The organism is Streptomyces sp. NPDC057854 (assembly GCF_042797055.1).
In the GTDB taxonomy this organism is placed as follows: Bacteria; Actinomycetota; Actinomycetes; order Streptomycetales; family Streptomycetaceae; genus Streptomyces.
In genome coordinates this window covers 24,211-50,536 of the sequence record NZ_JBHVMF010000037.1, presented here as the reverse complement: position 1 = coordinate 50,536, position 26,326 = coordinate 24,211, and the positions used below count along the sequence as shown (strand labels likewise).

General features: G+C 74.2%; 25 protein-coding genes. 11 read left to right on the top strand and 14 right to left on the bottom strand.

What is annotated here, in order from left to right:
• Positions 1-4: 4 nt before the first annotated feature.
• Positions 5-805: a DUF4239 domain-containing protein gene (locus ACFVQZ_RS34810; protein WP_030498076.1), complete on the bottom strand. Its 801-nt coding sequence runs from the start codon at positions 803-805 to the stop codon at positions 5-7.
• 359 nt (positions 806-1,164) lie between these two features.
• Between ACFVQZ_RS34810 and ACFVQZ_RS34805 the strand changes: the two genes are divergently transcribed.
• Positions 1,165-2,202, top strand: coding sequence for an SGNH/GDSL hydrolase family protein (locus tag ACFVQZ_RS34805; protein ID WP_383628832.1), 1,038 nt, complete (start codon positions 1,165-1,167; stop codon positions 2,200-2,202).
• 125 nt (positions 2,203-2,327) lie between these two features.
• On the opposite strand, the gene ACFVQZ_RS34800 is transcribed toward ACFVQZ_RS34805, so the two are convergent.
• Complete coding sequence (locus tag ACFVQZ_RS34800) at positions 2,328-4,556, bottom strand: RICIN domain-containing protein (protein WP_383628830.1); 2,229 nt, start codon at positions 4,554-4,556, stop codon at positions 2,328-2,330.
• A 222-nt stretch (positions 4,557-4,778) separates the two neighbouring features.
• On the opposite strand from ACFVQZ_RS34800, the gene ACFVQZ_RS34795 reads away from it, so the two are divergent.
• On the top strand, positions 4,779-5,792 hold the full coding sequence (locus ACFVQZ_RS34795; RefSeq protein WP_383628828.1) for a LacI family DNA-binding transcriptional regulator: 1,014 nt from the start codon (positions 4,779-4,781) through the stop codon (positions 5,790-5,792).
• 55 nt (positions 5,793-5,847) lie between these two features.
• Here ACFVQZ_RS34795 and ACFVQZ_RS34790 read toward each other — a convergent pair whose 3' ends face one another.
• The 3 genes from ACFVQZ_RS34790 to ACFVQZ_RS34780 all read right to left on the bottom strand — a co-directional run bounded on the left by ACFVQZ_RS34790 (position 5,848) and on the right by ACFVQZ_RS34780 (position 9,691).
• Positions 5,848-7,743 carry a choice-of-anchor A family protein gene (locus tag ACFVQZ_RS34790; protein ID WP_383628826.1) on the bottom strand — a complete coding sequence of 632 codons (1,896 nt, stop codon included), beginning with the start codon at positions 7,741-7,743 and terminating at the stop codon, positions 5,848-5,850.
• A 137-nt stretch (positions 7,744-7,880) separates the two neighbouring features.
• Positions 7,881-8,768: a YhjD/YihY/BrkB family envelope integrity protein gene (locus ACFVQZ_RS34785; protein WP_383628824.1), complete on the bottom strand. Its 888-nt coding sequence runs from the start codon at positions 8,766-8,768 to the stop codon at positions 7,881-7,883.
• 131 nt (positions 8,769-8,899) lie between these two features.
• Complete coding sequence (locus ACFVQZ_RS34780; RefSeq protein ID WP_383628822.1) at positions 8,900-9,691, bottom strand: DUF4239 domain-containing protein; 792 nt, start codon at positions 9,689-9,691, stop codon at positions 8,900-8,902.
• Positions 9,692-9,889: 198 nt separating this feature from the next.
• Between ACFVQZ_RS34780 and ACFVQZ_RS34775 the strand changes: the two genes are divergently transcribed.
• Positions 9,890-10,345, top strand: a complete 456-nt coding sequence (locus ACFVQZ_RS34775) for a tellurite resistance TerB family protein (protein ID WP_030498069.1) — start codon at positions 9,890-9,892, stop codon at positions 10,343-10,345.
• Between the two features lie 37 nt (positions 10,346-10,382).
• On the opposite strand, the gene ACFVQZ_RS34770 is transcribed toward ACFVQZ_RS34775, so the two are convergent.
• Positions 10,383-11,327 carry a M56 family metallopeptidase gene (locus ACFVQZ_RS34770; protein WP_030498068.1) on the bottom strand — a complete coding sequence of 315 codons (945 nt, stop codon included), beginning with the start codon at positions 11,325-11,327 and terminating at the stop codon, positions 10,383-10,385.
• A gap of 4 nt (positions 11,328-11,331) precedes the next feature.
• Positions 11,332-11,778, bottom strand: a complete 447-nt coding sequence (locus tag ACFVQZ_RS34765) for a BlaI/MecI/CopY family transcriptional regulator (RefSeq protein WP_383628819.1) — start codon at positions 11,776-11,778, stop codon at positions 11,332-11,334.
• Positions 11,779-11,940: 162 nt separating this feature from the next.
• Here ACFVQZ_RS34765 and ACFVQZ_RS34760 point away from each other — a divergent pair, with 162 nt between their 5' ends.
• Positions 11,941-12,156 carry a twin-arginine translocase TatA/TatE family subunit gene (locus ACFVQZ_RS34760; RefSeq protein ID WP_383628817.1) on the top strand — a complete coding sequence of 72 codons (216 nt, stop codon included), beginning with the start codon at positions 11,941-11,943 and terminating at the stop codon, positions 12,154-12,156.
• Between the two features lie 64 nt (positions 12,157-12,220).
• On the opposite strand, the gene ACFVQZ_RS34755 is transcribed toward ACFVQZ_RS34760, so the two are convergent.
• A complete protein-coding gene (locus ACFVQZ_RS34755) occupies positions 12,221-12,859 on the bottom strand; it encodes a TetR/AcrR family transcriptional regulator (RefSeq protein ID WP_383628815.1) in 639 nt (212 codons plus the stop codon).
• A gap of 97 nt (positions 12,860-12,956) precedes the next feature.
• Positions 12,957-14,225: an alanine racemase gene (locus ACFVQZ_RS34750; RefSeq protein WP_081959681.1), complete on the bottom strand. Its 1,269-nt coding sequence runs from the start codon at positions 14,223-14,225 to the stop codon at positions 12,957-12,959.
• 179 nt (positions 14,226-14,404) lie between these two features.
• On the opposite strand from ACFVQZ_RS34750, the gene ACFVQZ_RS34745 reads away from it, so the two are divergent.
• The 3 genes from ACFVQZ_RS34745 to ACFVQZ_RS34735 all read left to right on the top strand — a co-directional run bounded on the left by ACFVQZ_RS34745 (position 14,405) and on the right by ACFVQZ_RS34735 (position 18,267).
• Positions 14,405-15,736 (top strand): D-arabinono-1,4-lactone oxidase, encoded by a 1,332-nt coding sequence (locus ACFVQZ_RS34745; protein ID WP_383628812.1) that lies wholly within the window; start codon positions 14,405-14,407, stop codon positions 15,734-15,736.
• Between the two features lie 64 nt (positions 15,737-15,800).
• Positions 15,801-16,883 (top strand): magnesium/cobalt transporter CorA, encoded by a 1,083-nt coding sequence (corA, locus tag ACFVQZ_RS34740; RefSeq protein WP_383628843.1) that lies wholly within the window; start codon positions 15,801-15,803, stop codon positions 16,881-16,883.
• 208 nt (positions 16,884-17,091) lie between these two features.
• Positions 17,092-18,267: a sensor histidine kinase gene (locus ACFVQZ_RS34735; RefSeq protein ID WP_383628810.1), complete on the top strand. Its 1,176-nt coding sequence runs from the start codon at positions 17,092-17,094 to the stop codon at positions 18,265-18,267.
• A gap of 15 nt (positions 18,268-18,282) precedes the next feature.
• Here the strand turns inward: ACFVQZ_RS34735 and ACFVQZ_RS34730 are convergent, their stop codons facing one another.
• The 3 genes from ACFVQZ_RS34730 to ACFVQZ_RS34720 all read right to left on the bottom strand — a co-directional run bounded on the left by ACFVQZ_RS34730 (position 18,283) and on the right by ACFVQZ_RS34720 (position 21,089).
• Complete coding sequence (locus ACFVQZ_RS34730; protein WP_030498060.1) at positions 18,283-19,047, bottom strand: glucose 1-dehydrogenase; 765 nt, start codon at positions 19,045-19,047, stop codon at positions 18,283-18,285.
• Between the two features lie 78 nt (positions 19,048-19,125).
• Positions 19,126-20,097, bottom strand: a complete 972-nt coding sequence (locus ACFVQZ_RS34725) for an NAD-dependent epimerase/dehydratase family protein (protein ID WP_383628808.1) — start codon at positions 20,095-20,097, stop codon at positions 19,126-19,128.
• A 47-nt stretch (positions 20,098-20,144) separates the two neighbouring features.
• Positions 20,145-21,089 carry a ScbA/BarX family gamma-butyrolactone biosynthesis protein gene (locus ACFVQZ_RS34720; protein WP_036416504.1) on the bottom strand — a complete coding sequence of 315 codons (945 nt, stop codon included), beginning with the start codon at positions 21,087-21,089 and terminating at the stop codon, positions 20,145-20,147.
• A gap of 127 nt (positions 21,090-21,216) precedes the next feature.
• On the opposite strand from ACFVQZ_RS34720, the gene ACFVQZ_RS34715 reads away from it, so the two are divergent.
• The 4 genes from ACFVQZ_RS34715 to ACFVQZ_RS34700 all read left to right on the top strand — a co-directional run bounded on the left by ACFVQZ_RS34715 (position 21,217) and on the right by ACFVQZ_RS34700 (position 25,035).
• Positions 21,217-21,897 carry a ScbR family autoregulator-binding transcription factor gene (locus ACFVQZ_RS34715; protein WP_383628805.1) on the top strand — a complete coding sequence of 227 codons (681 nt, stop codon included), beginning with the start codon at positions 21,217-21,219 and terminating at the stop codon, positions 21,895-21,897.
• Between the two features lie 179 nt (positions 21,898-22,076).
• Complete coding sequence (locus ACFVQZ_RS34710) at positions 22,077-23,228, top strand: acyl-CoA dehydrogenase (RefSeq protein ID WP_383619581.1); 1,152 nt, start codon at positions 22,077-22,079, stop codon at positions 23,226-23,228.
• A gap of 28 nt (positions 23,229-23,256) precedes the next feature.
• Positions 23,257-24,045 (top strand): electron transfer flavoprotein subunit beta/FixA family protein, encoded by a 789-nt coding sequence (locus tag ACFVQZ_RS34705; RefSeq protein ID WP_107645528.1) that lies wholly within the window; start codon positions 23,257-23,259, stop codon positions 24,043-24,045.
• Between the two features lie 33 nt (positions 24,046-24,078).
• Positions 24,079-25,035, top strand: a complete 957-nt coding sequence (locus tag ACFVQZ_RS34700; RefSeq protein WP_383628803.1) for an electron transfer flavoprotein subunit alpha/FixB family protein — start codon at positions 24,079-24,081, stop codon at positions 25,033-25,035.
• Positions 25,036-25,099: 64 nt separating this feature from the next.
• Here the strand turns inward: ACFVQZ_RS34700 and ACFVQZ_RS34695 are convergent, their stop codons facing one another.
• A complete protein-coding gene (locus ACFVQZ_RS34695; protein ID WP_051788309.1) occupies positions 25,100-25,483 on the bottom strand; it encodes a zinc ribbon domain-containing protein in 384 nt (127 codons plus the stop codon).
• A gap of 113 nt (positions 25,484-25,596) precedes the next feature.
• Positions 25,597-26,325: a TetR family transcriptional regulator gene (locus ACFVQZ_RS34690; protein ID WP_030497395.1), complete on the bottom strand. Its 729-nt coding sequence runs from the start codon at positions 26,323-26,325 to the stop codon at positions 25,597-25,599.
• Position 26,326: the final 1 nt, after the last annotated feature.

The following is a 26,326-nucleotide window of genomic DNA, read 5'->3' as shown; positions in this document are numbered from 1 at the left end:
CGCCTCAGACGGCGCGGCGGTTGCCCTTCTCGTCGCAGGGGAGGTCGGCGGCCGGGTGGTTCGTGGTGAAGTCGCGGGTGGCCTGGCGTTCGGCCTCGGTGATGGCGGTGGGCCGGACGTCGATGATGCCGCCGAAGGGCCGGTCGACGTCGCGGATGATGCACAGCGCCGTCGTGAGGAGGGCGGTGATGACGACGAGGGTGATGATCTGTCCGCGGTTGTTGCGGCGGGGCAGGCAGATCCCGAGCGCGGTCACGGTGATGAGCAGGGTAGCGAGCAGGAACCACATGATGGCGCTGGGGATGCTCGCGGTGGCCTGGGTGAGGCGCTCCTCGCGCTCGTCGGAGCGCTTGCTGTCGGCGGCGACCAGCATGCCGAAGACGGGCTTGCCCTCCAGGGCGCGGAAGGTCTTCCGGAAGTCCGTCGACCACACGCTCGGCGCCGGCGAGCCCTTGCCGTCGCCCATGGCCGGCCACTCCTGCTCGCGGACGGCGCGGGCGTAGCAGACGGCGTCGGCCTGGATGCGGGACCGCTGGGCCACGGGGGCGTACTCGGCGGTCTCGACCAGCTGGTCGAGGGCGCGGGCCTCGCCGCGCGAGGCCACCTCGGCCTTGCCGAAGGAGCCGTTGGCGGTGACCAGGACGAACGACAGCAGCAGGACGGTCATCGTCAGGAGCGGTCCGACGAGGTCCTTCACGCCCATGCCCGTGTCGTCGTCGTCCCCGACCAGCCGGGGCCGCAGCCAGCGGTTGGCCGCCAGGCCGGCGAGCAGGGCCAGGACGGCGACGACGATGACGAGGACCACGAGGGGCCACCTCCAGGAAGCGGTCGAGCAGGCGTCTTCCGGCCTGCGGGCGCGGGCCGGACGCCGAGAGCATCGCGGGGGCGCCGCCGCCGTCCCACCGCAGAAACGATCACTCGCCTTCGAACGAGCGACCTCACCTCGGTCAAGAGGACGACAGATGTGGCGTACACCTGCCAGCACCTCGCCCGTCCGCGTCGACACCGCTCAGGACCAGGCACGTTCGGCGCACCCGAGTGCCGCGTCCGAGAACGCGCTGTTGCGGCGCGAGCCAACTGGAGTCTCACCGTCCGCATGTGCGTGAATACGGAGCGTTGCTTTCCGCTCGCTCTGCCTCGCGGGCTCACCAGAAGGGCACATCCATGTCTTCGGCCACGCGCAAGACGACCACCACTCCCAAGACGCGGCGGCCGGCCGCCGTCGCCCTCGCGCTGGGCAGCTGCCTGGCGCTCGCCGTCCCGGCGGGGGCCACCGCCGCGGCGCCCGCCGACCCGGTGCCGACCGTCTTCTTCGGCGACTCCTACACCGCCGGCTTCGGCATCTCCCCCGTGAACGACACGGACAGCGAAAGGGGTTGGTGTTTCCAGGCGACGGAGAACTATCCCGCCGTCGCCACCCGGACCTTCAAGGACAAGAACATCACCCTCCAGGTCCAGGCGGACGTCTCCTGCGGAGGCGCGCTCGTCGAGCACTTCTGGCAGGAGCAGGAACTGCCGTTCGGCGCCGGGACGCTGCCGGCCCAGCAGGAAGCGCTCAAGGACGACACCCAGCTGGTCGTGGGCGGCATGGGCGGCAACACGCTGGGCTTCACCAGCATCCTCAAGCAGTGCTCCGACGAACTCCGCAAGCACCCCCTGCTGCCGGGAGAACCGGTGGACCGCGACAAGCCCGCCGCCGAGTGCAAGGACTTCTTCGAGTCGGAAGACGGAAAGGCGTGGCTGGACCACAAGTTCGACCAGGTCGAGGCGGACCTGGAGCAACTGCTCATGCGCGCGGGCTACTTCGCCCCGGACGCCGAGCGCGTCCTGGTCGGCTACCCCAGGCTCGTGCCCCAGGACACCACCAAGTGCCTGAAGGCGGCCCCCGGACAGTCGCAACTGCCGTTCGTCGACGTGCCCGAGGACGCGCTGCCGCTCCTCGACCAGGTGCAGAAGCGGCTGGACGACGTCATGAAGAAGACCGCCGCGAACGAGGGCGCCGATTTCGTGGACCTCTACGCCCGCACCGGCGGCAACACGGCGTGCGACGGCGCCGCCCGGGGCATCGGCGGCCTGCTGGAGGACTCGAAGCTCGACCTCTTCGGCACGAAGATTCCCTGGTACGCGCACCCCAACGAGAAGGGCCGCGACCTCCAGGCCCAGCACGTGGCCGCCACGATCGAGGACGTCCTCAACCGCTGACCGCCGGCCCGGACGCACGGCCCTCGTGAAGGAGGGCCGTCCGGCATCGCCACGACCCTGCGCGGTCCAGGGACCCGGGCCCGGCGCGGACGGCTCTCCGCGCCGGGCCTGGGGGCCGTGCCCGGTCAGCCGGTCGTCGTCCAGTGCTGGAGGGCGGCGCCGGTGTCCGGTTGCTGGGTGACGCGGGCGCCGTTCGCCGTCGAGGCGGTGGTCAGCAGGAGGCCGCTGCGGACGGACGTGAGGGTGGAGGTGCCGTCGGGGAGGCCCTTGAGCGTCCAGCGCTGGTGGGGGCCGCCGTGGCAGGTCCACTGGATGATCCGGGCGCCGGGTGCGGTGGATCCGCTCTCGACGTCGGCGCACTTGCCGGAGGCGTGGTTGCGGAGGGTGTAGCCGCCGTCGGCGTGCGGGACGAGGGTCCACTTCTGGTTGGCGCCGCCGTTCGGCGTCCAGGTGACGAGGCCGGTGCCGTCGGCGGTGCTGCTGTCGGGGTTGTCGAGGGCCTTGCCGCCGGCGGTGAGGGTGACGGTCCGCGGGGCGTCGCCGACCGGGGTGAGGGTGAGGGTCTGTTCGGCGGCGGTGCGGCCGGCGCCGACCGGGGAGCCGGTGGTGTCGGTCCAGCTGCGGGCGGGCACGGTCTCGGCGGCGCGCGCGGTGGCGGCGGAGAGGCCGAGGACGAGGCCGCTGTAGCGGTTGACCAGCTTGACGGTGCCGGTGGGGGTGTTGTCGGCGGCGGAGGCGCCGCGGATCACGAACCAGTCCTGTCCGGTGCCGGAGGCCGCCGGCGCGACCGTCGGGCGCGTGCCCCACGCGCGCGTGGCGGGCCCGGTGGAGGCGACGCCGAGCAGGCCGCCGGTGGCGGTGTTGGCGATGCGGTACGCGCCGTCGCCCTTCGCGGTGAAGGTCCAGTGCTCCAGGGCGGAGCCGGTGGCGGTCGCGGTGGACGTGGTGGCGGAGCCGCCGGCGACCTGGGCCAGGACCCGGCCGTCCGCGGCGGCGATCCGGTAGGCGCGGCCGGTGTCGACGGGCGCGGCGGGCTCGTTCGTCCCGATGCTGAGGTTGACGTACTCGGCGCTCGCGCCGCCGGAGCAGCCGAAGGAGCAGTAGGCGCGGAAGTCCTTGCCGACGATGCCGGAGGCGGTGCGGTTGCCGGCGTCGAGGAACCAGCGGTACCAGGAGGCGGTGCGGTAGCTCCCGGTGTCGCCGAGCCGGAACCACTTCTGGGTGGTCAGGTCGCGGGTTGCGTAGATCTCCTGCGGGGCGTTGCCGCTCTGGTCGACGGCCTGCGGTTCGCCGATGTACAGGCCGAGGTAGGCGTTGTAGGTGATGTCCATGACGAAGAGCGGGGAGGTGGCGGGGGTGAGCCCGGCGGCGACCTGCTGGCTCACCGTGCCGGCGCGGGCGGGGTCGTACTCCTTCTCCTTCGGCACGTAGCCGGTGGTGCTGCCCGCGCCGACCGGGACCATGGTGGACTCCCGGCCGCCGACGCCCGGCTGGCTCCAGGCGCCGTCGTACCACTTGCGCCACGAACCGGGCGCCATCTTCCCGGAGATGGGGGCGCGGGCGACGTGCCCGTAGAAGGCGGCCCAGCCGCCGCCCTTGTTGACGATCCGGGAGCCGTAGAAGGCGTAGAAGTAGCCGGAGGCGGTGTCGACGAAGAGGCGCGGGTCGCCGGTGCCGTAGTGGTACGTCTGCTGCGGGAAGGCGGCGGTGTCGCCGCGCTTCGTGCTGTACGGCGAGGTGATGACGTGGTCCTTGACGGTCCAGGTCCGGCCCTGGTCCTTCGAGACGGCGTAGTCGATGCCGTCGTAGTGGACGCCGTCGGCGAAGGGCTGCGGGGTGAACTCGTTGTGCACGAGGCCGTACCAGTCGCCGGTGTCCGGGTCGACCCACATGCCGGTCAGGTCGCAGTAGTTGCGGTGGGCGTAGCCGCTGCCGGCGGGGGCGGGGGTGGACTCGACGCCGGTGACGCTGTTGTTGCAGCGCCAGGTGGTGTCGTCGTTGCGGTCGGCGGGGTTCGCCGGGTTCACGGCGTCGCTGATCGCGGACGAGCGGGTGGCGGAGTCGAAGTCGGTGCCGGTGTAGAAGCTCCACTTGCGGGGGTCGTTCGCGCCGTACAGGGCGTGGGCCTGCTGGTAGTAGAAGGTGCCGTCCTTGTCGATGTAGGGGCTGGCCGGGGTGTCGTCGGGCCGGTTCCAGGCGCCCTTGGCGCCGACGGTGACCGTGTACGTGGCGGTGGCGGACGCGGGGGCGGCCGGCGCGGGGCCGGCGCCGGCCGGCGGGGCGGTGGCGAGGGCGGTGACGGCGAGGGCCGCCGCGGCGAGCGCGCTGACGAAGCCGCTGCGCGGAAGGTGCACGAGAACTCCCTGGGGTGGAGGAGAGTCGAGCCGCTGGTGGCACGGACCCTAGGGCGCATTTGACCGGTAAAACAAGACCTCGTGCGTCGGCCTTCTTCCTTCTGCCGCAAGGGAGTTGGAGCGCCGGGCGGGGCCGTGGGCGCCTTGACCGCAGGTGGGGGCCCGGTTACGTTGCGAGCCTGGCGGGACCGGGACAGCGGGGCGGGGGGCGGCGGGGGCGTCATGGTCACCATGCAGGACGTGGCGGAGCGGGCCGGCGTCACCAAGCAGACCGTCTCCAACGTGGTCACCGGACGCGTCGCGGTCCGCCCCGCGACGGAGGCCCGGGTCCGCGCCGCGATCGCCGAACTCGGGTACGTGCCCAATCTGGTGGCCCGTTCGCTGGCCACCGGCAGCAGCCGTACCGTCGGCCTCTTCGTGCCGACCGTCTCCGCGCCCTTCTACGCCGGCCTGGTCGAGGAGGTCGAGGACGCGCTGGAGGAGCGCGGCCACCGGCTGCTGCTCTGCACCACCCGCCTCGACGGCGAGCGGGCCCGGCGCCACCTCACCGCGCTCGCCGCCCGGTCCGTCGACGCCCTGCTGATCGCCGGCGACCAGGGGCTCACCGGCCATCTGCCGCTCCTCGCCGACGCCCGTTTCCCGGTGGTGCTGTGCGCCTGGGAGGCCGCGCTGCCGGACGGCTTCCCGGTGGTCACGGTCGACTACGGGCACGGCGGCCGGCTCGCCGGCCGGCATCTGCGGGAGCTCGGCCACGAGCGGGCCCTCGTCCTCGCCAGCCCCGCGCACACCGTCCGTGCCGCCGGCTTCCTGCGCGTCTTCGCGGAGGACGGCCTCCCGCTTCCGCCCGGCGCCGTGCGGACCGCCGCCGACCCCACCTTCCGGGGCGGCCTGGCCGCGGCCCTCGACGCGCTGCGGGCGCACCCGGAGGCGACGGCGCTGTTCGCCACCCACGACGTCCTGGCCGTCGCCGCCGTGGAGGCCGCCCGCGCCCTGGGCCGTAGCGTCCCCGGCGACCTGTCCGTGGTCGCCCACGACGACACCCCGGCGGGCGTGCTCTCCGGCCGGACGCTCACCAGCGTGGTCCTCCCCCAGCGGGAGATGGCCCGGCAGGCCGTCGCCCTCGCCCTCGGCGCCGCGTCCGGCGCGGCGCGCGACCCGCGCCCCGGGCCGCCGCTCCCCGCCCTGCTGCCCGCGCTGGTTCCCGGCGACAGCACCGCCGCCCCGCGCTCCCCCTGACACGGCCGCGGGGGCGGGCGGCCGTCGCCGCCCGCCCCCGGAGGGTGTTTCCGGGTCAGACGGCGGTGCCGCGCGGCTCGCCGCCGGGGCACTCGTCGCCGTACCCCTCGTCGCCGTACCCCTCGTCGCCGTAGCCCTTCGGCTCGCACGGGTCGGGGCCGGGGCCCGGGTCGTCGCCGCGCCGGTTGTCCAGGGTGACGACGACGACCTCCTGCTCGGCGCCGACCACGTACGGTCCGGTGACCGGGTCCACCGGCAGCGCGTACCCGTCGGGGACGGCGGTCTCCCGCAGGTAGTACGTGCCGTGGTCGAGGTCGCCGAAGTCGCACATGCCGGCGAAGCCGGTGGTGCAGGGGGCGCCGACGCGCGTGTCGGGGACGGCCCCGGCGGTCTGGAGGCCGGCGACGCCGTTGGTCTCCTCCCACAGCTCGAAGGTCGCCCCGCGCAGCGGCATCCCGCTGTCGGCGTCGGTCTTCAGCAGCCGCACCGCGCCGGTTCCCGGCGGCACCGGCGTACGGGAGTTGACGGCCTCCGCGGTGACGCCCGCCGGCGCGTTCGCCGCGGTCAGCACCAGCGGTCCGGCCACCGGGTTCGCCGGCGGGTCGTACCCGGCCGGGGCCGCGGTCTCCTGCCAGTAGTACGTCCCCGGCTCCACGGTCCGCGCGCACAGGCCGTCCGCGCCGGTCACGCACGGCTCGCCGACGGCCGTGTCCGGGTCGGCGCCCTCGGTCTGGAGGCCGGCGACGCCGTTGGTCTCCTCCCACAGCCGGAACGTGGCGCCGGGCAGCGGTTCGCCGCTCTCGGCGTCCCTCTTCACCACCCGGACCTGGCCGGTGACGGTGTTCGGCGTGTCGTCGCAGTCGGGGAGGTTCGTCGGGGTGAACGGGTAGGCGTGGAACTCCTGGCCGCCGCCGCCCGACGCGGCGCTGGTGTGGGTGAGCGAACCGGTGGTGAAGAAGCGGCCGTTGACACCGGGCAGGGTGACGGTCGTGGTGGACGCCTGGTTGCCGACGAGGAAGCTGCCCTGGAACTGGCCGGTGCCGTTCAGGCCGACCGTGGTGGCGTCGGGGAAGTTCCACAGCAGCCGCTCGCGGTGGGCGTTGAGCGGGTCGTCGGTGTCGGCGATGCCGCCGCTGTAGGTGTTGATCGTGCGGGCGGCGCCCAGGACGTTCACCAGGATCGTCGCGCCGTCGGGGATGCCGGTGAAGACGACGCCCTGCTGGCCGCCGTCGGCGGCGACCATGTCGAAGTCGACGTGGAAGATCTGGAGGGCGGAGCTGCCGTCGCCGGTGAAGAGCGTCTGGCCGCCCTGGTTGACGGCGGTGCCGGTGGGGGTGCGCGGGGCGCCGTCCACGCGCGCGTAGCACTGGCTCGCCGCGGTCAGCCGGTCGCGCAGTCCGGCGTACGGCTCGACGGCCCGGGCGTCCTCGGTGAGCGTCGCCCGGACCTCGCCGGTGACGGTGCCGGCGTGGCGTACCGTCCCGGCCTCGGCCAGCAGCCGCTGGCCGGCGGCGACGGTGATGTCCCCGCCGGTGGTGAGCCAGTCCGCGCCGACGGAGGGCGGCACCTTCGAGCCGACGCCGACCTCGCCGACGTTGTAGACGCCGCCCTCGGCCTTGTTCATGTCGAAGGTGTCGAGGACGACGACCCGGCCCTCGGCCTCGGCGGCCCGGCCGCGGACCAGGAAGTCGTCGCCGACGAAGACGTTGATGGCGTCGTCCCGGCCCTTGACCGGGTCGTTGTCGATCGGCGGGAAGGGGGTCGGGCAGCCGGGCGGATCGCCCGCCACGCACGGGCCGAGCCCGCCCGGCAGGCCGGCCGCCGCCGCGGGCACCGCCGCCGGGCCGAGCATCAGGGCGGGGACGGACGCGAGCGCGAGCGCGCACGCGAGTCCCGTCGATCCGGCGCGTCGCCGGGGGCGCGCCGGGGGGCGCGTCGTGTGGTTGGTCATGCGGGGAGTCTCGGAGCGGTACGGACACCCCACCACTCGCGCGCCCCCCGGTTGGGCCGGCCGGGGCGCACGCTCACCCGTCAGGCGTGCCGGGGACCGCCGTCCGGGCGGGGCGGGTTCCTCGGTCGGGGGTGGGCTCATGTCTCGCGCGCGGGCGGGGCCGTCGGCCCGGGGGCGGCGGGGGCCGTCGGACGGATCCGGTCGGTGCCGAGGAGCCGGGCGAGGGCCGGTTCGCGGGCGAGGACGGCGCCGATGGTGAACGCGAAGGTGAGCGCCGCGCAGACGACGATGAGCCAGGACAGCAGGGTGAGGACGAGCCCGAGGGAGCCGTACTCGGCGAGGGCCCGGTTGAGCGCCCCCGGCATGTAGAAGCGGGCGGTGACGCCGAGGGCCGTGGAGGAGGCGGCGCCCAGCAGCGCGCCGGGCAGCAGCGGCAGCCAGGGGACGCGCTTGGCGAGGAGCAGGTGCTGGGTCCACAGCCAGACGCCGGTGGCGAGGACGAAGAAGAGCGGGACGCCGAGCCAGGCGCCGGCGCCGAAGCCGTCCCGGATCGGCGCCTGGAGGAGGACGACGAGCACCAGCGCGAGCAGCCAGACCGCCCACCGCCAGGCGGCGATCCGGGTGCCGGCCCGGGGCAGTCCCCAGGCGCGTTCGCAGACGCGGGCCATGGCGCGGCTGAAGCTGGTGGCGGAGACGAGCGCGATCAGCGCGCCGACCACGCCGGTGGTCTCCCGCACGGCGTCGTCGGCGCTCCGGTCGAAGACCTGCTGGAGCTGCTGGTCGGAGGCGCCGCTGAGGCCGAACATGGCGCGCAGCGACTCGCGGAGCTGGTCGCGCACCGAGGCGGGCGCGAAGGCGGCGAGGGCGAAGAGGAGCGGGACGGCCGCGAGGAACGCCTGGGCGGCGAGCCGGGTGCCGGCGTCGAGGAGCTGGCCGCCGACGAGCCGTTCGGTGACCTCGGTGAGGACGGGGAAGCGCCGTTCGGCGCCGGCACGGAGGTCCCGCACCCGGTCCGCCCACGCCATCGCGCCTCCCGCCCCGCCTCGCCGGTCTCCCCCGCCGCGTCCGGCCGGGCCGCCGCCCGCGCGGACGGTCCCCGCCATGAGACGCCGCGGCGGGCGGGCCGGCCACCCGGCGGCGGCCGGACGGGTGGGGGTCAGTCGGTCCAGTAGCGGGCCAGCGCGCCCTCCTTGTACGGGGCGGGGCTCACGCTCAGCTCGCCGGCGAAGGGCCGGTCGAGGACGAGGACGAGCAGCAGGCTGAAGCCGATCAGGGCGGCGACGGAGGCGACGAACAGCACCTGGATCCGCAGCCGCCGCATCCCGTAGAGGAAGGTCAGCGGGACGAGGACGAGGGCGCCGCCGAAGGCCAGCACCTGGAGCAGCGGCGGGAGTTCCTGCTCGGCCATGGTGATGCGGGCGCGGCGCTGCGCCGCGACGTCGTTGAGGCGGGCGACGGCCTCCTCGTAGAAGACCTCCTCGCGCGCGCTCGCGGGGTCGTACGCCTGGAGGACGTCGAAGGCGGCGACGAGGCTGCGCTCGGTGGCGCCGTACTCCGGCACGCCGTCGCGCATCAGCGGCCACTGCTTCTCGACGACCGCGTGCACGTAGTCGTGGAGGGCGGCGTCGAGGCCGGCGCGGACGTGCGGCGGGAAGGCGGCGGCGTCGCGGGCGATGAGGGCGACGTCGGTGGCCTCGGAGGCGACGATCGTCTGGGTGCTCTCCAGCTGGGTCCAGAGGGTGACGATGACGAAGGCGAGGATGATCCCGTAGATCGCGCCGAACATCCCCAGGGTCACGCCGACCATGTCGTTGTGCTCCCCCTCGGCGAGCGACGGATGGCGGCGGCGGAGCAGCACGCTGCCCGTGACGGCGAGGGCGACGGTGCCGCCGACGAGGATGACGGCGAGGGTCAGGGAGCTGAGGTGGTTGAGCAGCCAGAGCGACATGTGCGCGGAGTGTAGGGAGCCGGCGCACCCGCTCCGGACCGCTGCCGAGGCGTACGCCCCCGGCGCACGGGGAGAGTGCACACCATCGGGTGACCCCGCCGAACGCCCCTGGTGACCGCCGGGGAATGACGGGCTGCTAACTTCTACAGCGTTGTAGAAGTTCGATGGGACGTCCGACCGAGGGAGTGTGAGCCGACCATGGCGCTGTGGGACCGGATCAAGGAGTCCGCCTCGACCATGCAGACCCAGCTGACCGCGCGGAAGAACGAGCTGACCAGCGGCGCCTTCCGGGACGCGAGCATGGCGATGTGCGCGCTCGTGGCCGCCGCCGACGGGACCGTGGACCCGGCCGAACGGCAGCGGGTGGCCCAGCTGATCGCCGCCAACGAGGTGCTGCGGAACTTCGACGCGGGCGACCTCCAGCGGCGGTTCGAGGCCCAGCTCGACCGCCTGGCGGCCGACTTCGATTTCGGGAAGGTCGCCGTGCTCCAGGAGGTCGCGAAGGCGGCGAAGAAGCCGGCCGAGGCGCGGGCGGTCGTCCAGATCGGCATCGTCATCGGCGGCGCCGACGGACACTTCGACCCGGCCGAGCGGGCCGTCGTCCGCGAGGCGTGCTTCGCGCTCGGCCTGCCCCCGCACGAGTTCGACCTCTGAAGTACGCCCGCCTGGCCGGAGATGGACGGCTCATCACCTAGAGCGGGGTGGCCGCCCGCAGCACCGCGTAGAGCGTCACCGCCGAGTTCGCCGAGGCGAGCGCCGAGACGGCGGCACCGGCGACGGCGCCCCACAGGGCGAGGCCGACGGCGGTGCAGACCGGCGGCCAGGCGCGCGCGGCCGGGGGCGGCGGCGCCAGGAGCGCGGCCACCCGGCGCGGCACCGGCCCGGCCACCGCGAAGGCCGGCAGGACGGCCGGCCCCGCGCCGCCGGACGCCAGCGCCGCCCGCCCGATGGCCCGGGCCACCACGCGCCGGCTGCCGACCCGTACCGCCGCCTCCTCGTCCGCCCACCGCTCGGCCGAGTACGTGACGGCCGTGCGCAGCGGACGGAGGAAGGGGTGGGCGGCGGCGGCCAGCCGGGCCACCAGCAGCAGCCGGTCGTGACGCCCCGCCAGATGGGCCCGCTCGTGGGCGAAGAGCGCCCGCCGCTCGGCCGGGGCGAGCCGCGCGAGCATGCCCCGGCTGACCACGACCCGGCCCGGTGACCGGCGCGCCCGGGCCGGGAGGGCGTACGCGTACGGGACCGGGTCCGGCAGCACCGCGACGGTGCGCTCCGGCAGTCCGGCGAGCGCGCGGGCGGCCCGCCGCCGGACGGCCCCGTGGCGCAGCAGCGTCCGCCCGCAGGCCAGGACCACCGCGAGGAGCGCGGGGATCGCCGCGCGGCCCGCGATCTCGTCGTACGGCAGGGCCGCCCGCACCTCGGGGTCGGACCAGGCGTCGGGGAGCGGGTTGCCGGGCAGCTGGGCAGTGCCGACGACCATGAGGAGCGCGAGGCAGAGCGTGCTGCACACGGCGAGCAGCGCGGCGACGGCGGTGAGCAGCCGGGTCGCGGTGCGCGGGTGCAGGTGGTGCTCGGCGAGGCGGGCGACGGGCCAGGCGGTCAGCGGCAGCACGAGCGGCAGGAACACGAGCAGTCCCACGGTGTCAGCCCCTCCCCCCGCCGCCGCCCGGCACGGGAGGCTCCCCGTCTTCGCCCTCGTCCTCGGCGCGGGCCAGCAGTTCCCTGAGGAGCTGTTCGTCGGAGGCGGGGAGGGTGGTGACGAAGCGGGTGAGGACGGCCTGCCGGTCGCCCTCGCCGTCGAGCAGCCGGCGCATGCGGAGGGCCGCGAGCCCGGCCTCGTCGGCGACGGCGGTCCACTGGAAGGAACGGCCCGCGCGCTCCCGGGCCACGGCGCCCTTGGCGTGGAGGCGGGTGAGGATGGTGATGACGGTGGTGTACGCGAGTCCCCCGCCGAGCCGTTCCCGGACGCCGCCCGCGGTGACCGGCCCGCCGGCGGCGCGGACCGCCGCGAGGACCTGGGCCTCCAGCTCGCCCTGGCCGCGCCGCCGCCCGCCGCCGGGCTCCACCGCTCCGGCGTCCCGCTTCTTCATCCGTCGTCCCCCTCGCCGTTCCCGGCCGCTCGCCCAGGTCACCCGGGCGTCGTGCAGCGTTCGGGGGGCGACCCTACCCGGTTCTTCTACGCACCTGTAGATTGACGCGGGTCCGACCGGCCGACCGGTGTCCCCGTCCCGTCCCCCGCCAGGAGTGCCCGCGTGTTCGGTTTGAGCGAGATCGCGATCCTGCTGATCGTCGTCGCCCTGGTGGTCGGCGCGCGGAAGCTCCCCGAGCTGGCCCGCAACGCCGGCAAGGCGGCCCGCATCCTCAAGGCCGAGACGCGCGAGATGAAGGCGGGCGACGCGCCCCGGGAGCCGGCGGCCACGTACACGGTCAAGGAGACGACCCGGGTTCCGGGCGCCGAGGAGCGCTGACCCCCTGCCGCGTCACGGACGGGGCGCGTCCGGTGCGTCAGGCTGCTTCGGTGCGTCCGGTGCGTCAGGTGCGTTCGATGTCAGACGCGTTCGGTGCGTCCGGCGCGGGCAGCGGTACGGCGACCGAGGCGAGGTAGCGGGCGTACTCGTCCAGCGCGGCCAGCGCCTCGGCGTCGTCGCGGTCGACGAGCCAGGTGAGGGTGAGGCCGTCGAGGACGCCGAGGCCGTGGCGGGCGAGGACCGCGAGGTCGACGGTCCAGGCGAGGCGGGCCGCGCGGGCCATCGACTCCAGGTGGGCGCGGTTGACGTCGAGGTAGTGCCGGTACTGGCGGCGGGCCAGGTCGGCGAGGCCGGGCCGGCGGAGCGCGTACTGGGTGACCTCGTACGTCACCAGGTGCTCGTCCGGGCGGGCCCGGACGCCCTCCCAGTAGGCCCGGAGGATCGCGCGGACCTTCTCGAAGGGTGTGGCGCCCGCGGGGTGCGCGAGGTCCGCGGGCGGGAGGTTCCGCTCCATGATCCGTTCGATGACGGTCTGGAACAGCTCCTCCTTGGAGCGGAAGCAGTAGTGGAAGGCGCCGAGCGGCACCCCGGCCTCGGCGACCACCGCGCGGGTGGTGGTCTCGGCGACCCCGTCCCGGATCATGACCCGGATCGCCGCCTCCGCCAGCTGCTCGCGGCGCTCGGCGGCGGAGAGTCGGGGCATGGGGCGGTCTCCTCGGGACGGGGGCCGGCGGGGCGGGACGGGTGGCCGGGAAGCCGCGCGGGAGGGTCACCGTACCGCGCGGCGGCCGGGGCCTCGTTCAGAGGAACGCCCTGCCCTCGCCGCGGTAGGTGGGGACCTCGTCGACCACCCGGTCGTGCTCCACGAGGTGGAGGGTGTCGACGCGCTCGCACAGCTCGCCCGCCTTGGCGTGCCGGAACCAGACGCGGTCGCCGAACCGGAGGGTGTCGGCGGCGGGCCCGGTGAGCGGGGTCTGCACCTCGCCGGCGCCCTCGGTGCCGAGCATCCGCAGCCCCGCCGGATGGACCGGCACCGGCAGCCGGTCCCGGCCGGGGGCGCCGGAGGCGGTCCAGCCGCCGCCGAGGACGGTGACGTGCCCGGGTGCGGGACGGCGGACGACCGCGAGCGCGAAGAAGGCGGCGGGCAGCGGGCTGAAGCCCCGGTAGTGGTCGAAGAGGGCGGGAGCGTACAGCCCCGAACCGGCGCCGAGTTCGGTGACGGCGGGCTCGGCGGCGGTGGTCTCCAGGCTGCCGGTGCCGCCGCCGTTGACGAACTCCAGCGGGGCCACCTCGCGGACCGCCCGGACGACGGCCGCGCGGCGGGCGCGCAGCTCGCGGGCGGAGAGCCGCTGGACCGCGCGGACGGCGGTGCGCATCGGGCGGCCCTGGGTCGGCTGGTCGTCGCCGACGCCGGCGATCTGCCCCTCGTACGCCATCACGCCGACGAGCCGCAGGCGGGGGCGGGCGACGACGGCGCGGGCCAGCGCCGCCGCCTGCGCGGGGGCGTGCAGCGGCGAGCGGCGCATGCCGAGGTGGACCCGGCCGCCGAGCAGGCGGAGCGAGGCGTCGAGGTCGAGGCAGACCCGGATCGGGGGGCCGGAGGGGCCGGCGGCGGCGGTGAGCGGGTCGAGCTGTTCGGCGGAGTCGACCATCACGGTGATCCGGGCGGCGGCGTCGGCGTCGGCGGCGAGCCGGGCGAGCGCGTCGGTGTCGGCGGTCGGATAGCCGACGAGGACGTCGAGGCCGGGGTCGTGGGCGGCGAGCCACAGCGCCTCGGGGAGGGTGAAGGCGAGGACGCCGGAGAAGCCGGGGCCGGCCAGGACGGTGTCGATGAGGGCGCGGCAGCGGAGCGACTTGCTGGCCAGGCGGATCGGCTTCCCGGCGGCGCGGCGGGTCATCTGGGCGGCGTTGGCGCGGAGGGCGCCGAGGTCGACGACGGCGAACGGCGGCTGGAGCCCGGCGGTCGCCTTCTCCAGGTCGGCGAACCCGGCGGGGCGAGGGGCCGGCCCCGTCCCTGCGGGCACGGCTCCTCCGGGCTCGGCGTCGGCGGCGGGGCGGGCGCTTGCCATGGCGGGCGGCCTTTCGTGGACCGGGAGGCGACGCCGTCACGGTCTCTTGGTCGTGCGTCCAAGTCAAGACTCCAGGACCCTTGACTTGGACAGGCGTCCAAGTCCACGCTTCCGGTCACGAGAGAACCGGCGGTAACCCGCCTGGCGCGACGCGCCCCGGCCCGAAGGGAACGCCCGGCATGAGCAGCAGCGAGAACGGCGGCGTCTGGCGCAACTGGGCCGGCAACGAGGAGGCCCACCCCCGGCGGGTCCTGCACCCGGCCCGCACCGAGGAGGTCGCCGCGGCGGTGAAGGACGCGGTACGGGACGGGCTGCGGGTCAAGGCGGTCGGTTCCGGGCACTCCTTCAGCGGCGTCGCGGTCGCCCCGGACGTCCAGCTCCGGCTGGACCGGCTCGACGCCGTGCACGCGGTCGACCCGGAGACCGGGCTCGTCACCGTCGGCGCGGGCATGCCGCTGTGGAAGCTGAACCCGCTGCTCGCCTCGTACGGCCTCGCCCTGGAGAACATGGGCGACATCGACCGGCAGACGGTCTCCGGCGCGATCTCCACCGGCACCCACGGCTCCGGCGTCCGCTTCGGCGGCATCGCCACCCAGGTGCGGGAGCTCGAACTCGTCCTGGCGGACGGCTCGGTGACGGTCTGTTCGGCGGACGAGCGGCCCGAGCTGTTCGCCGCCGCCCGGGTCGGCCTCGGGGCGCTCGGCGTCCTCACCAAGGTCACCCTCCAGACCGTCCCGCTGTACGCCCTGCACGCCCGGGACACCGCCCTGCCGGTCGCCGAGACCCTGGAGCGGATCGACGAACTCGTCGCGGAGAACGCCCACTTCGAGTTCTTCTGGTTCCCGCACAGCGAGACGGCCCTCACCCGCCGCTTCCGCCGGCTGCCCGGCGACACGCCCCTCTCCCCCATCGGCTCCTTCTCCCGGCGGCTCGACGAGGCGGTCAGCGGCCCCGGCTTCGAGGCCCTGAACCGGCTCGGCACCCGCGTGCCGCGCCTGGTGCCGCCGATCACCCGCTTCGCCGCGCGCGCGATGTCGTCGCGGAGCTGGACCGACCACGCGTACAAGGTCTTCGCCTCGGTGCGCGACGTCCGTTTCCACGAGGGCGAGTTCGCGATCCCGCGCGCCCACGCGGCGGACGCGCTGCGGGAGCTGCGGGCCTGGATCGACGCGCACGGCGAGCCGGTGTCGTTCCCGCTGGAGGTCCGCTTCACGGCCGCCGACGACATCTGGCTCTCCACCGCGCAGGGCCGGGAGAGCTGCTACATCGCCTTCCACCAGTACCACCGGATGCCGTACCGCCGGTACTTCGACGCCTGCCAGAAGATCCTCGGGTCGTACGGCGGCAGGCCGCACTGGGGCAAGATGCACGACCTCGGCGCGGCGGAGCTGCGTCCCCGCTACGAGCGGTTCGACGCCTTCACGGCCCTCCGGGACCGGCTCGACCCGTCCGGCGTCTTCCGCAACCCGTACCTCGACCGCGTCCTCGGCACACCCCCGGCGGCGGGCTGATCCTCCGCGCCGTCCGGTGGCACACTGGGCCACGGCCCGCCGAAGGAGTACCGCCGTGTCCGTCATGCAGCGCCTGCGCACCGCCGTCCGCCGGACGTACCGCCGCCGGGTGGACCTCAGCCACCCCGCCCGCTCGCCGCTCGGCAGCTCGGTCGTCAACTGCGTGGTGTACGTCGACGGGGTGCGGCGCACGGTGCGGGGCGCGAGCGCCGAGGACGCGCTCCGGTACGTGCGCCGGGGCGGCGACGGCTTCGTGTGGATCGGCCTGCACGAGCCGGAGGAGAAGGAACTGGCCGGCCTCGCCGAACTGTTCGGTCTGCACCCGCTGGCCGTGGAGGACGCCGTCCACGCGCACCAGCGGCCCAAGGTCGAGGAGTACGACGGGGTGCTGTTCGCCGTCCTGAAGACGGTCCGGTACGTGGAGCACGAGGAACTGACCGCCACCAGCGAGGTGGTGGACACCGGCGAGCTGATGGCCTTCGTCGGGCCCGACTTCGTCCTCACCATCCGGCACGGCGGGCACGGGTCCCTCGGCCCGCTGCGCGAGGCGCTGGAGGCGGTGCCCGAACAGCTCGCCAAGGGGCCCTCGGCCGTCCTGCACGCGATGGCGGACCACGTCGTCGACGACTACCTGGCGGTCGCGGACGCCGTCCAGACCGACCTCGACGCGATCGAGAACACCGTCTTCTCCGCCCAGGCGGACCGCGGCGACGCCGGCCGGATCTACCAGCTCAAGCGCGAGCTGCTGGAGCTGCGCCGGGCGGTCGCCCCGCTCGCCCGCCCGCTGACGGCGCTCGCCACCCGGCCGATGCCGCTGGTCGACCCCGACATCCGGGCGTACTTCCGCGACGTCAGCGACCACCTCGCCCGGGTGACCGAGCAGATCGGCTCGTACGACACCCTGCTCGACTCGGTGCTCCAGGCCCATCTGGCGCAGGTCACGGTGGCGCAGAACGAGGACGTGCGGAAGATCACCGCGTGGGCGGCGATCGTCGCCGTGCCGACCATGGTGTGCGGGGTGTACGGCATGAACTTCGACCACATGCCGGAACTGCGCTGGACCTACGGCTATCCGCTGGTCCTCGGCGTGATCGCGGTGGCGTGCTACGCGATCCACCGCGGCTTCCGGCGCAACGGCTGGCTGTAGCGCCTCCCGGACCCGCGGATATGAGAGGTTTGCTCCGTTCATCCGATCAGCGGGCGGAGAGGTACGGCACGGCATGGCGCGGTGGGACGGCGGTACGGAGCCGGCGACGGGACCGGCCGGAGGCGCGGGAGCCGCCGGCGGCCCGCGAACGGCGACGGGCCCGGCAGGCGGCCCGCGGACCGCGGGTCCGGCCGGCGGCCGGGGGGCGGTGGCGGATCCGGAGGCCGACGAGGAGGCGCGCTGGTTCCGGGTCCTGCTCCACGTGGGCTTCTTCCTGCTGCTCGGCTCCTCGCTGACCCGCTTCCTGATGCGGCACACCGGCGACGGGATCGCGCCCTGGGTCGTCGCCCTCGCCGCCGCGCTCGCCGCGCTGTACGTCGCCGAACCCGCGATCGGCCACGAGCGGCGGCGCCGGCTCCTCTGGCTCGGCGCGTGCACCGCCGTCTGGATCGCGCTGGTGCTGCTCGCCCCCAGCTTCGCCTGGTGCTCGATCCCGCTCTTCTACCTCGGGCTGCGGAACCTGCGCCCGCCCGCCGCCGCGGTGCTCATCGGGCTGCTCACCGTCGTCTCGGTCACCGCCCAGCTGCGGCTCGCGGGCCGCTTCGAGTTCGACATCCTGCTGGCCCCGCCCGCCATCGCCGCCATCTGCGTCGCGGTCTTCGTCCGCCTGGACGAGCAGACCCGGCGGCAGCGTGAACTGATCGCGGACCTCGTCCGCACCCGGCGCGAACTCGCCGCGACCGAACGCCGCGAGGGCACCCTCGCCGAACGGCAGCGGCTCTCCATGGAGATCCACGACACCCTCGCGCAGGGCCTGTCCAGCCAGCGGATGCTGCTCCAGGCCGCCGACCGCACCTGGCACACCGACCCCGACACGGCGCACCGGCACGTGCGGGCGGCCGGCGAGATCGCCGAGCACAACCTGACCGAGGCCCGCCGCTTCGTCCACGACCTGGCCCCCGCCGACCTCGCCGGAGGCGGCGGCCTCGACGAGGCGCTGCGCGCCCTGGCGCGCCGCGAGTCCACGGCGGGGCTCGCGGTCCGCTGCCACATCGAGGGCGTGCCGCCGCGCCGGCTGCCCGACCGGGTCCAGTCGGCGCTGCTGCGGATCGCGCAGGGCGCGCTGGCGAACGTACGGGAGCACGCGGACGCCCGTACCGCCGCGCTCACCCTCACGTACCTCGACGACCAGGTGGTCCTCGACGTGGCCGACGACGGCCGCGGCTTCGACCCGGCGGCCGTCGGCACCGGCGACGGCGTCCGCGGCCACGGCCTGCCGGCCATCCGCACCCGCACCGACCAGCTCGGCGGCACCCTCACCGTCGAATCGGCCCCCGGCGAGGGCACGGTCCTCTCCGCGTCCGTCCCCCTGCCCGCCGCCTAGACGCGGGGCCCCGCCTCAGAGCCCGGATCCTCCCCCGGCCGCCAGGTACTGGCCGGTGACCCAGCGGGCGTCGTCGGAGACGAGGAAGGCGACGACGTCCGCGATGTCCTCCGGGGTCCCGATCCGGCCGAGGGCCGCGTGCGCGGCGAGCGCGGCGGCGGCCTCGGGGGTGGCGCGGAGGCGGGCGTTCATGTCGGTGGCGACGAAGCCGGGGGCGACCGTGTTGACGGTGATGCCGCGCGGGCCCAGTTCCTTGGCGAGGGCCAGGGTCATGGTGTCGAGGGCGCCCTTGGTCATGGCGTAGGTGACGGACTCCGGGTAGGCGTGCCGGGAGGTGAGCGAGGAGATGTTCACGATCCGGCCGCCGTCGCGGAAGCGGTCGAGGCCGCGCTGGACGAGGAAGAGCGGGGCCTTCACGTTCACCGCGAAGAGCCGGTCGAAGACCTCGGGGCTGAGCTGGTGGAGCCGGCCGGAGCCGCTCGCGCCGGCGTTGTTGACCAGGATGTCGATCTCCGGTCCCGCGCCGGCGGCGGCGAGACCCCGGTCGAGCTCCGCGTAGAAGGTGTCGACGGCGTCGGGGCGGTCCAGTGCGGCGCGGAAGGAGAAGGCCCGGCCGCCCTCCGCGGCGACGGCCGCCACGGTCGCGGCGGCGGCGGTCTCGTCGCTGCCGTAGTGGACCGCGACGAGGGCGCCGTCGCGGCCGAGCCGCTCGGCGATGCCGCGCCCGATGCCCCGGCTCGCTCCGGTGACGATCGCGGTCCTGCCTGCCAGTCGGGCCATGGGGAGGGGTCCTGCCTCGTGCGGTGGGTCGTGTGCGGTGCGACTGTACGGGCCCCGCGCGGGCAGGGTCGTGCCGGGTCAGCCGCGGGCGGCGAGCAGCCGCCGGTACCAGGGCAGGTGGCGGGGGAACGCGGCGGTGAAGGCGGGGCCCGGGCCGCGGCCGAAGTCGGTCCAGGGGCGTTCGTCGGCGAACCAGTGGTCGGCGGCGAACAGCTCCAGGTGGTGGGCGGCGAGCGGGTTCCCGGCGAGGAGCGCGCGGGCCTCGGCGGGGTCCACGGCCGGGCCCCACGCGTCGCGCACCCGCTCCGGCAGCAGGGGGGTGACGGCGGCGAGGAGTTCGGCCTCGGAGACCGGGTCGGGGTGGGAGACGAGGTACGCGCCGGGTCGGGTCGCCGGGGAGAGGGCCGCGCCCAGCAGGGCGCCCGCCAGGCTGTCCACCTCGACCATCGAGTGCAGCGAACCGGCGTCGGCGAGCGGCCCGGGCAGGGCGGCGAGCAGCGTCAGGAGGCCGGGGACGACCTGCCGGTCGCCGGTGCCGTAGACGAGGTGCGGCCGGAGCACGGTGCCGCCGGCGTCGAGGACGTACCGCTCGCCGGCGGCCCGGGTCCGGCTGGTCGCCGAGCCGGGCGCGAGCGGGAGGGTGTCGGGGGCGGCGGCGCGGAAGGGGCCGCGGCCGTGCACGGAGGCGGTGCTGAGGGAGACGATCCGGCCGGCGCCGGCGCGGGCGGCGGCGTCGGCGAGGTCGCGGGCGCCGTGCTCGTTGACGGCGCGCAGCAGGTCCTCGGGGCCGCCGATCGCGGAGGCGCAGTGGACGACGGCGTCGATCCCGTCGCAGGCGCGGCGCAGGCTCGCGGGGTCCCGGAGGTCGCCCTGGACGGTCTCGACGACGGGTCCGCCGGCCGGCGGTGCGTCCGGGAGGGCGGCGGCCGCGGCGTCCGCGTCCCGGACGAGCAGGCGCACCTGGGCGAGGTCCGGGTGCGCCGCCGCGGCGGCGGCGACCCGGCCGCCGATGAAGCCGGTGGCGCCGGTGACGAGGATGCGGGTTCCCATGGGATCTTCCGGTCGGTGCGGGTGGAGCGGGGTGCGGCGGCGGGCGGTCAGCCGGCCTGGAGGGCGGGGACGCGGGGGGCCGCCGGAATCCGCTGCGGGGAGGTGAGGGTGCAGTCGAGGACCGCCGTGCCGCCCTGGTGGGCGAGGACCTGGACCGTGACGCCGGCGCGGTGGAGGCCGGTCAGGACCTCGGCCTCGATCCAGCAGGGCTCGTCCAGCTCCACGTAGCGGTGGAAGCGGGCGTCGAGGCCGACGGGCAGCAGGCCCGGGTCGCCGGTGGCCGCCGCGGCGGCCTGGCGGGCGGCTTCGAGGAGCAACATCCCGGGCACGTGGTCGTTGGCGCGCCGGAAGAGGGTGGGGTGGGTGGTGTCCACCCGCAGCCGCCAGCGGCCCTCGGTGCCGCCGGGGGCGAGCACGACGTCCTTCTCGCGGTCGCGGCCGACGGTCCGCGGGTCCACGGCGGGCAGCAGCGGCACCGGGCGGCTCGCGGCGGCCATGCGGTCGCCGCGCATCCTGCGGTACGCGGCGGCGGAGGTGCAGGTGATGCCGCCGCCGCCGGAGGCGAGGCGGCGGCCGTCGCGGCTGAGGACGAGGGTGGTGCGCATCTCGCGCAGTCCCCGGCCCCGGGTCTTGACGTCCGAGCAGAGCAGGTCGACGGATATCTCCGCCGGGCCGCCATCACGGGTCATCTCCTCGGCGACGGCGTCGTAGGAGAGGTCCCACATGACGAACTGATCGTCCTCCGGAACACCGAATTCCGCGTGGCTGACCAGCATCGTTGCCTGTCTCATGGTCTCGGCGACCAGGAGCGGGTCGTGGTGGTCTCCGGCATGCGGTACGAAGAAGGGGTGCTCCGCGGGCCAGCGTGCGGTTATGGAGAATCGGTTCTCCGCACTGCGCGTCCATCCCGTCGGCAAGATGTCGGCGGGATTGGCTCGGTGAACGAACTCTGCGGGTACGGGAGTTGACAGTCCTTGAAGGTTCTGGTCCATGACTCCCCTTGCATTTCCCGTCGAGGTCCGCCGAGTTAGGTCGCGCGTAGAATACGTACAGTACGGTTTTCTTTTCAATGCTTCACGTCACAGGGTGAGCACGGACAGCGAGACAGCAGGAGGCACCTTGGCGCAGCAAGCGCGCGCGATCAGGACCCGCCGGATCATCCTCGATTCGGCGGCGGCCGTCTTCGCCGAGCGCGGTTACGAGCGGGCGACGATCGGGGAAATCCTGACGCGCGCCGGAGTGACCAAGGGAGCGCTGTATTTCCACTTTGCTTCCAAGGAAGACCTCGCCGTCGGGGTGCTGAACGCGCAGCTGCTCGACGAGCCCCTGACACCGCAGGACGTGAAGCTCCAGGAGCTGGTGGACCAGGGCTTCCTCCTGGCCCACCGGCTGCAGACCGATCCGCTGGTCCAGGCGAGCGTGGCGCTCGCCCTCGACAGCGGCGCCACGGGCGTGGACCGCGCGGCGCCGTTCCAGGCGTGGGTGGACCAGGTGGCCGAGGCCCTCACCGTCGCCAAGGCGCGGGGCGAGATCCTGCCCCACGTCAACGTGGTGGACACGGCGGAACTCTTCTCCGGCGCGTTCGCCGGCATCCAGACCATGTCGCAGGTGGTTTGCGGACGCGACGACCTGACGCACCGTGTCGTCGTCCTGCTCCAGCACGTGCTGCCGAGCATCAGCACCCCCGCGGTGCTGACCGGCCTCGATCTGTCGCCGGAGCGTGCGAAGTACCTCGCGTCGGCGTACGAGGAGTCCCGGCGCCTGCGCGAGGAGACCGACCTGGCGGATGCGGAGAGTTAGCGGGAAACAAACCGAGCGGTCTCATACAGCGCCCCGACGGCACTCCGCTGTCGGGGCGCTCTGGCGTCATGGCACTGAGTGTGTTTTGCTGAGGGTACTCAGTGCCATACGCGGTGCCGCGGGTGTTCCCCGGGTGCCACAGACCAGGTGCCACAAGCATTTCCAGGGAGCTCGAGAGCATGGGCAAGGACTTCGACCTGTACCGGACCTCCGAGGAGCACGAGATGCTCCGGGAGTCGGTGCGTGCGCTGGCGGACGCGAAGATCGCTCCGTTCGCGGCGGCGGTGGACGAGGAGGGGCGGTTCCCGCAGGAGGCCCTGGACGCGCTGGTCGCCAACGACCTGCACGCGGTGCATGTCCCGGAGACCTACGGCGGCGCGGGCGCGGACGCGCTGGCGACGGTGATCGTGATCGAGGAGGTCGCCCGCGCCTGCGGTTCGTCCTCGCTGATCCCGGCGGTGAACAAGCTGGGCTCGCTGCCGGTGATCCTGTCCGGCTCGGAGGAGCTGAAGCACAAGTACCTCGCGCCGCTCGCCAAGGGTGACGCGATGTTCTCGTACTGCCTGTCGGAGCCGGACGCGGGCTCGGACGCGGCGGGCATGAAGACCCGCGCGGTCCGTGACGGCGACTTCTGGGTGCTCAACGGTGTGAAGCGGTGGATCACCAACGCCGGCGTGTCGGAGTACTACACGGTGATGGCGGTCACCGACCCGGAGAAGCGCTCGAAGGGCATCTCCGCGTTCGTGGTGGAGAAGGGCGACGAGGGCGTGTCGTTCGGCGCGCCGGAGAAGAAGCTCGGCATCAAGGGCTCCCCGACCCGCGAGGTCTACTTCGACAACGTCCGCATCCCCGCCGACCGCATGATCGGCGCCGAGGGCACCGGCTTCGCCACCGCGATGAAGACCCTCGACCACACCCGCATCACCATCGCCGCCCAGGCCCTCGGCATCGCCCAGGGCGCCCTGGACTACGCCAAGGGCTACGTCAAGGAGCGCAAGCAGTTCGGCAAGCCGATCGCCGACTTCCAGGGCGTGCAGTTCATGCTCGCCGACATGGCGATGAAGCTGGAGGCCGCCCGCCAGCTCACCTACGCCGCCGCCGCCAAGTCCGAGCGGGTCGACGGCGACCTGACCTTCTTCGGCGCCGCCGCCAAGTGCTTCGCCTCCGACGTCGCCATGGAGGTCACCACCGACGCCGTCCAGCTCCTCGGCGGCTACGGCTACACCCGCGACTACCCAGTCGAGCGCATGATGCGCGACGCCAAGATCACCCAGATCTACGAGGGCACCAACCAGGTCCAGCGCATCGTCATGGCCCGCAACCTCCCGTAACCATCCGCTCGTTGAAAGGAGCCAGGCCGTGACCCTGAGGATCGCTGTCTGTGTGAAGTACGTTCCCGACGCCACCGGCGACCGCGGTTTCGCGGACGACCTGACCGTCGACCGCGACGAGGTCGACGGCCTCCTCTCGGAGCTGGACGAGTACGCGGTCGAGCAGGCCCTGCGGATCTCCGAGGAGGCCGACGACGCCGAGGTGACCGTGGTGACGGTCGGCCCGGACGACGCCAAGGACGCCCTGCGCAAGGCGCTGTCGATGGGCGCCGACAAGGCCGTCCACGTCAACGACGAGGCCATCCACGGCTCCGACGTGATCGCCACCTCCGCGATCCTCGCGAAGGCCCTGGAGAAGACCGGTTTCGACCTGGTCGTCTGCGGCATGGCCTCGACCGACGGCACCATGGGCGTGCTGCCGGCGCTGCTCGCCGAGCGGCTGGGCCTGCCCCAGGCGACGCTGCTCTCCGAGGTCTCGGTGGACGGCGCCGTGGTGAAGGGCCGCCGGGACGGCGACGCCGCCACCGAGCTGGTCGAGGCCCCGCTGCCGGCCGTCGTGTCGGTCACCGACCAGTCGGGCGAGGCCCGTTACCCCTCCTTCAAGGGGATCATGGCCGCCAAGAAGAAGCCGGTCGAGGAGCTGGAGCTCGACGACCTGGAGATCGACGAGGACGAGGTCGGTCTGGCCGGCTCCTGGACGCTGGTCGAGTCGGCGGACGCCCGCCCGGCCCGCACCCAGGGCACGATCGTCACGAACGAGGACGGTGACGGCGGCAAGCAGCTGGCCGCGTTCCTCGCCGCCCAGAAGTTCATCTGATCGCCCGTCACCCCACCTCAGGAGCAAGGAAACATGGCTGAGATCCTGGTTCTCGTGGACCACGCCGACGGTGCGGTCCGCAAGCCGGCCCTCGAACTGCTCACCCTCGCCCGCCGCCTGGGCGAGCCGTCCGCGGTCGTCCTCGGCGCCGGCGAGGCCGCCGCCTCCGTGGCCGCCACCGCCGCCGAGTACGGCGCTGCCACCGTCTACGTGGCGGACGGCGCCGAGTTCGCCGACCAGCTGGTCGTCCCCAAGGTCGACGCGCTGGCCCAGATCGCCCGGGAGAAGGAGGTGGCCGCCGTCCTGGTGACCTCTTCCGGCGAGGGCAAGGAGGTCGCGGCCCGCGTCGCGCTCCGCCTCGGCTCCGGCCTGATCACCGACGCCGTGGAGCTGGAGGCCGGCCCGGAGGGCCCGGTCGCCACGCAGTCGGTCTTCGCCGCCTCGTACACGGTCAAGTCCCGTGTCTCGCACGGCGTCCCGGTCATCACCGTCAAGCCGAACTCCGCCGCCCCGGAGGCCGCCCCGGCCGCCGGCACGGTCGAGAACGTCACCGTCGCCTTCACCGGCAACGCGGCCACGGTCGTCTCCCGCACCGCCCGTGTCTCCACCGGCCGCCCGGAGCTGACCGAGTCCGCCATCGTGGTCTCCGGCGGACGCGGGGTCGGCGCCGCCGAGGGCTTCGAGGTCGTCGAGAAGCTGGCCGACTCGCTCGGCGCGGCCGTCGGCGCCTCCCGCGCCGCCGTGGACGCCGGCTGGTACCCGCACTCCAACCAGGTCGGCCAGACCGGCAAGCAGGTCTCGCCGCAGCTGTACGTCGCCGCCGGCATCTCCGGCGCGATCCAGCACCGGGCCGGCATGCAGACGTCCAAGACGATCGTCGCGGTCAACAAGGACCCGGAGGCCCCGATCTTCGACCTGGTCGACTACGGCGTGGTCGGCGACCTCTTCGAGGTGCTGCCGCAGCTGACCGAGGAGATCGGCGCGCGCTGACGCCGTCGGTCACGACGAAGGGGGTGGCACTCTGTGCCACCCCCTTTCCGGCTGCCCGGAAGGCTCAGATCCAGCCGTCCAGCGGGACCTCCTCGCAGAGCCGGACGACCGGCCGGCGCCCGGTGTCCGCGGCGCTCGCGAGCTTGACCCGGACGCCCGGGCGCACCGCGTGCGGGGGCCCGTCGACCCGGCAGCGGACCACGAAGCCCTCGGCCATGTGGACCGGCCAGAGGTCGGCCTCGGCGGCGGTGTGCGCCCTGCGGACGGTGATCACGCCCTCCCCCTCGCTGAGTTGGGGCGAGAGGTCGGTCGACCCGCAGGTCGGGCAGAGCAGGCGCTGGAAGGTGGTGGTGCGGCACCAGGCGCAGCGCTGGAAGTAGAGATCGGTGCCGGCGGCCGATTCCTCGGTCCGGGCGGCGCCGGGGGTCCTCAGTCCCGTGTGGAACACGATGCCTTCTCCTCGCACTCGGCGGCTCGACCGTGCATGGAGCCCAAGATATGGCACTCAGTGCCAGCAAAGAAAGACCTCAGTTCCCTCAATCTGAGATACTGCGGCCCCTCTCAGTTCTCGCCGAGGCTCGACTCCACCTCGCGCACCACGCGCCACATCGGGGTGGACCGCTTGGTGATGACGACCACCACGTCCTCGTCGCCGCCGGCCGGGGTCTCGCCCGGGGCGCCGCCGGGCGCGTCCGGGCTCCAGGTGGCGCGGACGAACTCCAGGGCCCGGTCCACCTCTTCGAGGGGGTCGCCCTCGCCGCCCGAGCGCAGCCAGTGCCGCAGGGCGTGGTTGTGGGCGGCGACGACGGCCGCGGCGGCCACGTTGGCCCGCAGGGTGCCGTCCCTGCGGTCGGCCCAGCGGGTCCTCAGGTAGTCGCCGAGGGTCTTCTCGTACCGCCAGACGACCGAGAGTTCGTACGCGCGCAGCCCGGCGACCTCCCGGGTCAGCCGGTAGCGCTGGACGGAGAAGGTGGGGTTCTCGGCGTACATCCGCATGACCAGGCGGGCGGCGTCGCAGACCCGGACGACGGGGTCGTCGGTGTCGGCGCTGGCGGCGAGGAAGCGGGTCATGTCGTCGAGGCACTGCTCGTGGTCGGGGAAGACCACGTCCTCCTTCGACGGGAAGTAGCGGAAGAAGGAGCGCCGTCCGACGCCGGCGAGCGTGACGATGTCGTCGACGGTGGTCTGCTCGTAGCCCCGCTCCAGGAAGAGCTGGAAGGCCGCGGCGATGAGGGAGTCCCGCATCGCGGGCTTCGGGGTGGTCCGGGGGTTCGTCGCCGCTGCTGCCATG

Excerpts from the sequence above, each read along its gene's own strand:
- ACFVQZ_RS34805 (WP_383628832.1), top strand. The coding sequence starts at position 1,165 with ATGTCTTCGGCCACGCGCAAGACGACCACCACTCCCAAGACGCGGCGG.
- ACFVQZ_RS34795 (WP_383628828.1), top strand. The coding sequence starts at position 4,779 with ATGGTCACCATGCAGGACGTGGCGGAGCGGGCCGGCGTCACCAAGCAG.
- ACFVQZ_RS34790 (WP_383628826.1), bottom strand. The coding sequence starts at position 7,743 with ATGACCAACCACACGACGCGCCCCCCGGCGCGCCCCCGGCGACGCGCC.
- ACFVQZ_RS34785 (WP_383628824.1), bottom strand. The coding sequence starts at position 8,768 with ATGGCGTGGGCGGACCGGGTGCGGGACCTCCGTGCCGGCGCCGAACGG.
- ACFVQZ_RS34780 (WP_383628822.1), bottom strand. The coding sequence starts at position 9,691 with ATGTCGCTCTGGCTGCTCAACCACCTCAGCTCCCTGACCCTCGCCGTC.
- ACFVQZ_RS34775 (WP_030498069.1), top strand. The coding sequence starts at position 9,890 with ATGGCGCTGTGGGACCGGATCAAGGAGTCCGCCTCGACCATGCAGACC.
- ACFVQZ_RS34765 (WP_383628819.1), bottom strand. The coding sequence starts at position 11,778 with ATGAAGAAGCGGGACGCCGGAGCGGTGGAGCCCGGCGGCGGGCGGCGG.
- ACFVQZ_RS34755 (WP_383628815.1), bottom strand. The coding sequence starts at position 12,859 with ATGCCCCGACTCTCCGCCGCCGAGCGCCGCGAGCAGCTGGCGGAGGCG.
- ACFVQZ_RS34750 (WP_081959681.1), bottom strand. The coding sequence starts at position 14,225 with ATGGCAAGCGCCCGCCCCGCCGCCGACGCCGAGCCCGGAGGAGCCGTG.
- ACFVQZ_RS34745 (WP_383628812.1), top strand. The coding sequence starts at position 14,405 with ATGAGCAGCAGCGAGAACGGCGGCGTCTGGCGCAACTGGGCCGGCAAC.
- corA (WP_383628843.1), top strand. The coding sequence starts at position 15,801 with ATGCAGCGCCTGCGCACCGCCGTCCGCCGGACGTACCGCCGCCGGGTG.
- ACFVQZ_RS34730 (WP_030498060.1), bottom strand. The coding sequence starts at position 19,047 with ATGGCCCGACTGGCAGGCAGGACCGCGATCGTCACCGGAGCGAGCCGG.
- ACFVQZ_RS34725 (WP_383628808.1), bottom strand. The coding sequence starts at position 20,097 with ATGGGAACCCGCATCCTCGTCACCGGCGCCACCGGCTTCATCGGCGGC.
- ACFVQZ_RS34720 (WP_036416504.1), bottom strand. The coding sequence starts at position 21,089 with ATGGACCAGAACCTTCAAGGACTGTCAACTCCCGTACCCGCAGAGTTC.
- ACFVQZ_RS34710 (WP_383619581.1), top strand. The coding sequence starts at position 22,077 with ATGGGCAAGGACTTCGACCTGTACCGGACCTCCGAGGAGCACGAGATG.
- ACFVQZ_RS34700 (WP_383628803.1), top strand. The coding sequence starts at position 24,079 with ATGGCTGAGATCCTGGTTCTCGTGGACCACGCCGACGGTGCGGTCCGC.
- ACFVQZ_RS34690 (WP_030497395.1), bottom strand. The coding sequence starts at position 26,325 with ATGGCAGCAGCGGCGACGAACCCCCGGACCACCCCGAAGCCCGCGATG.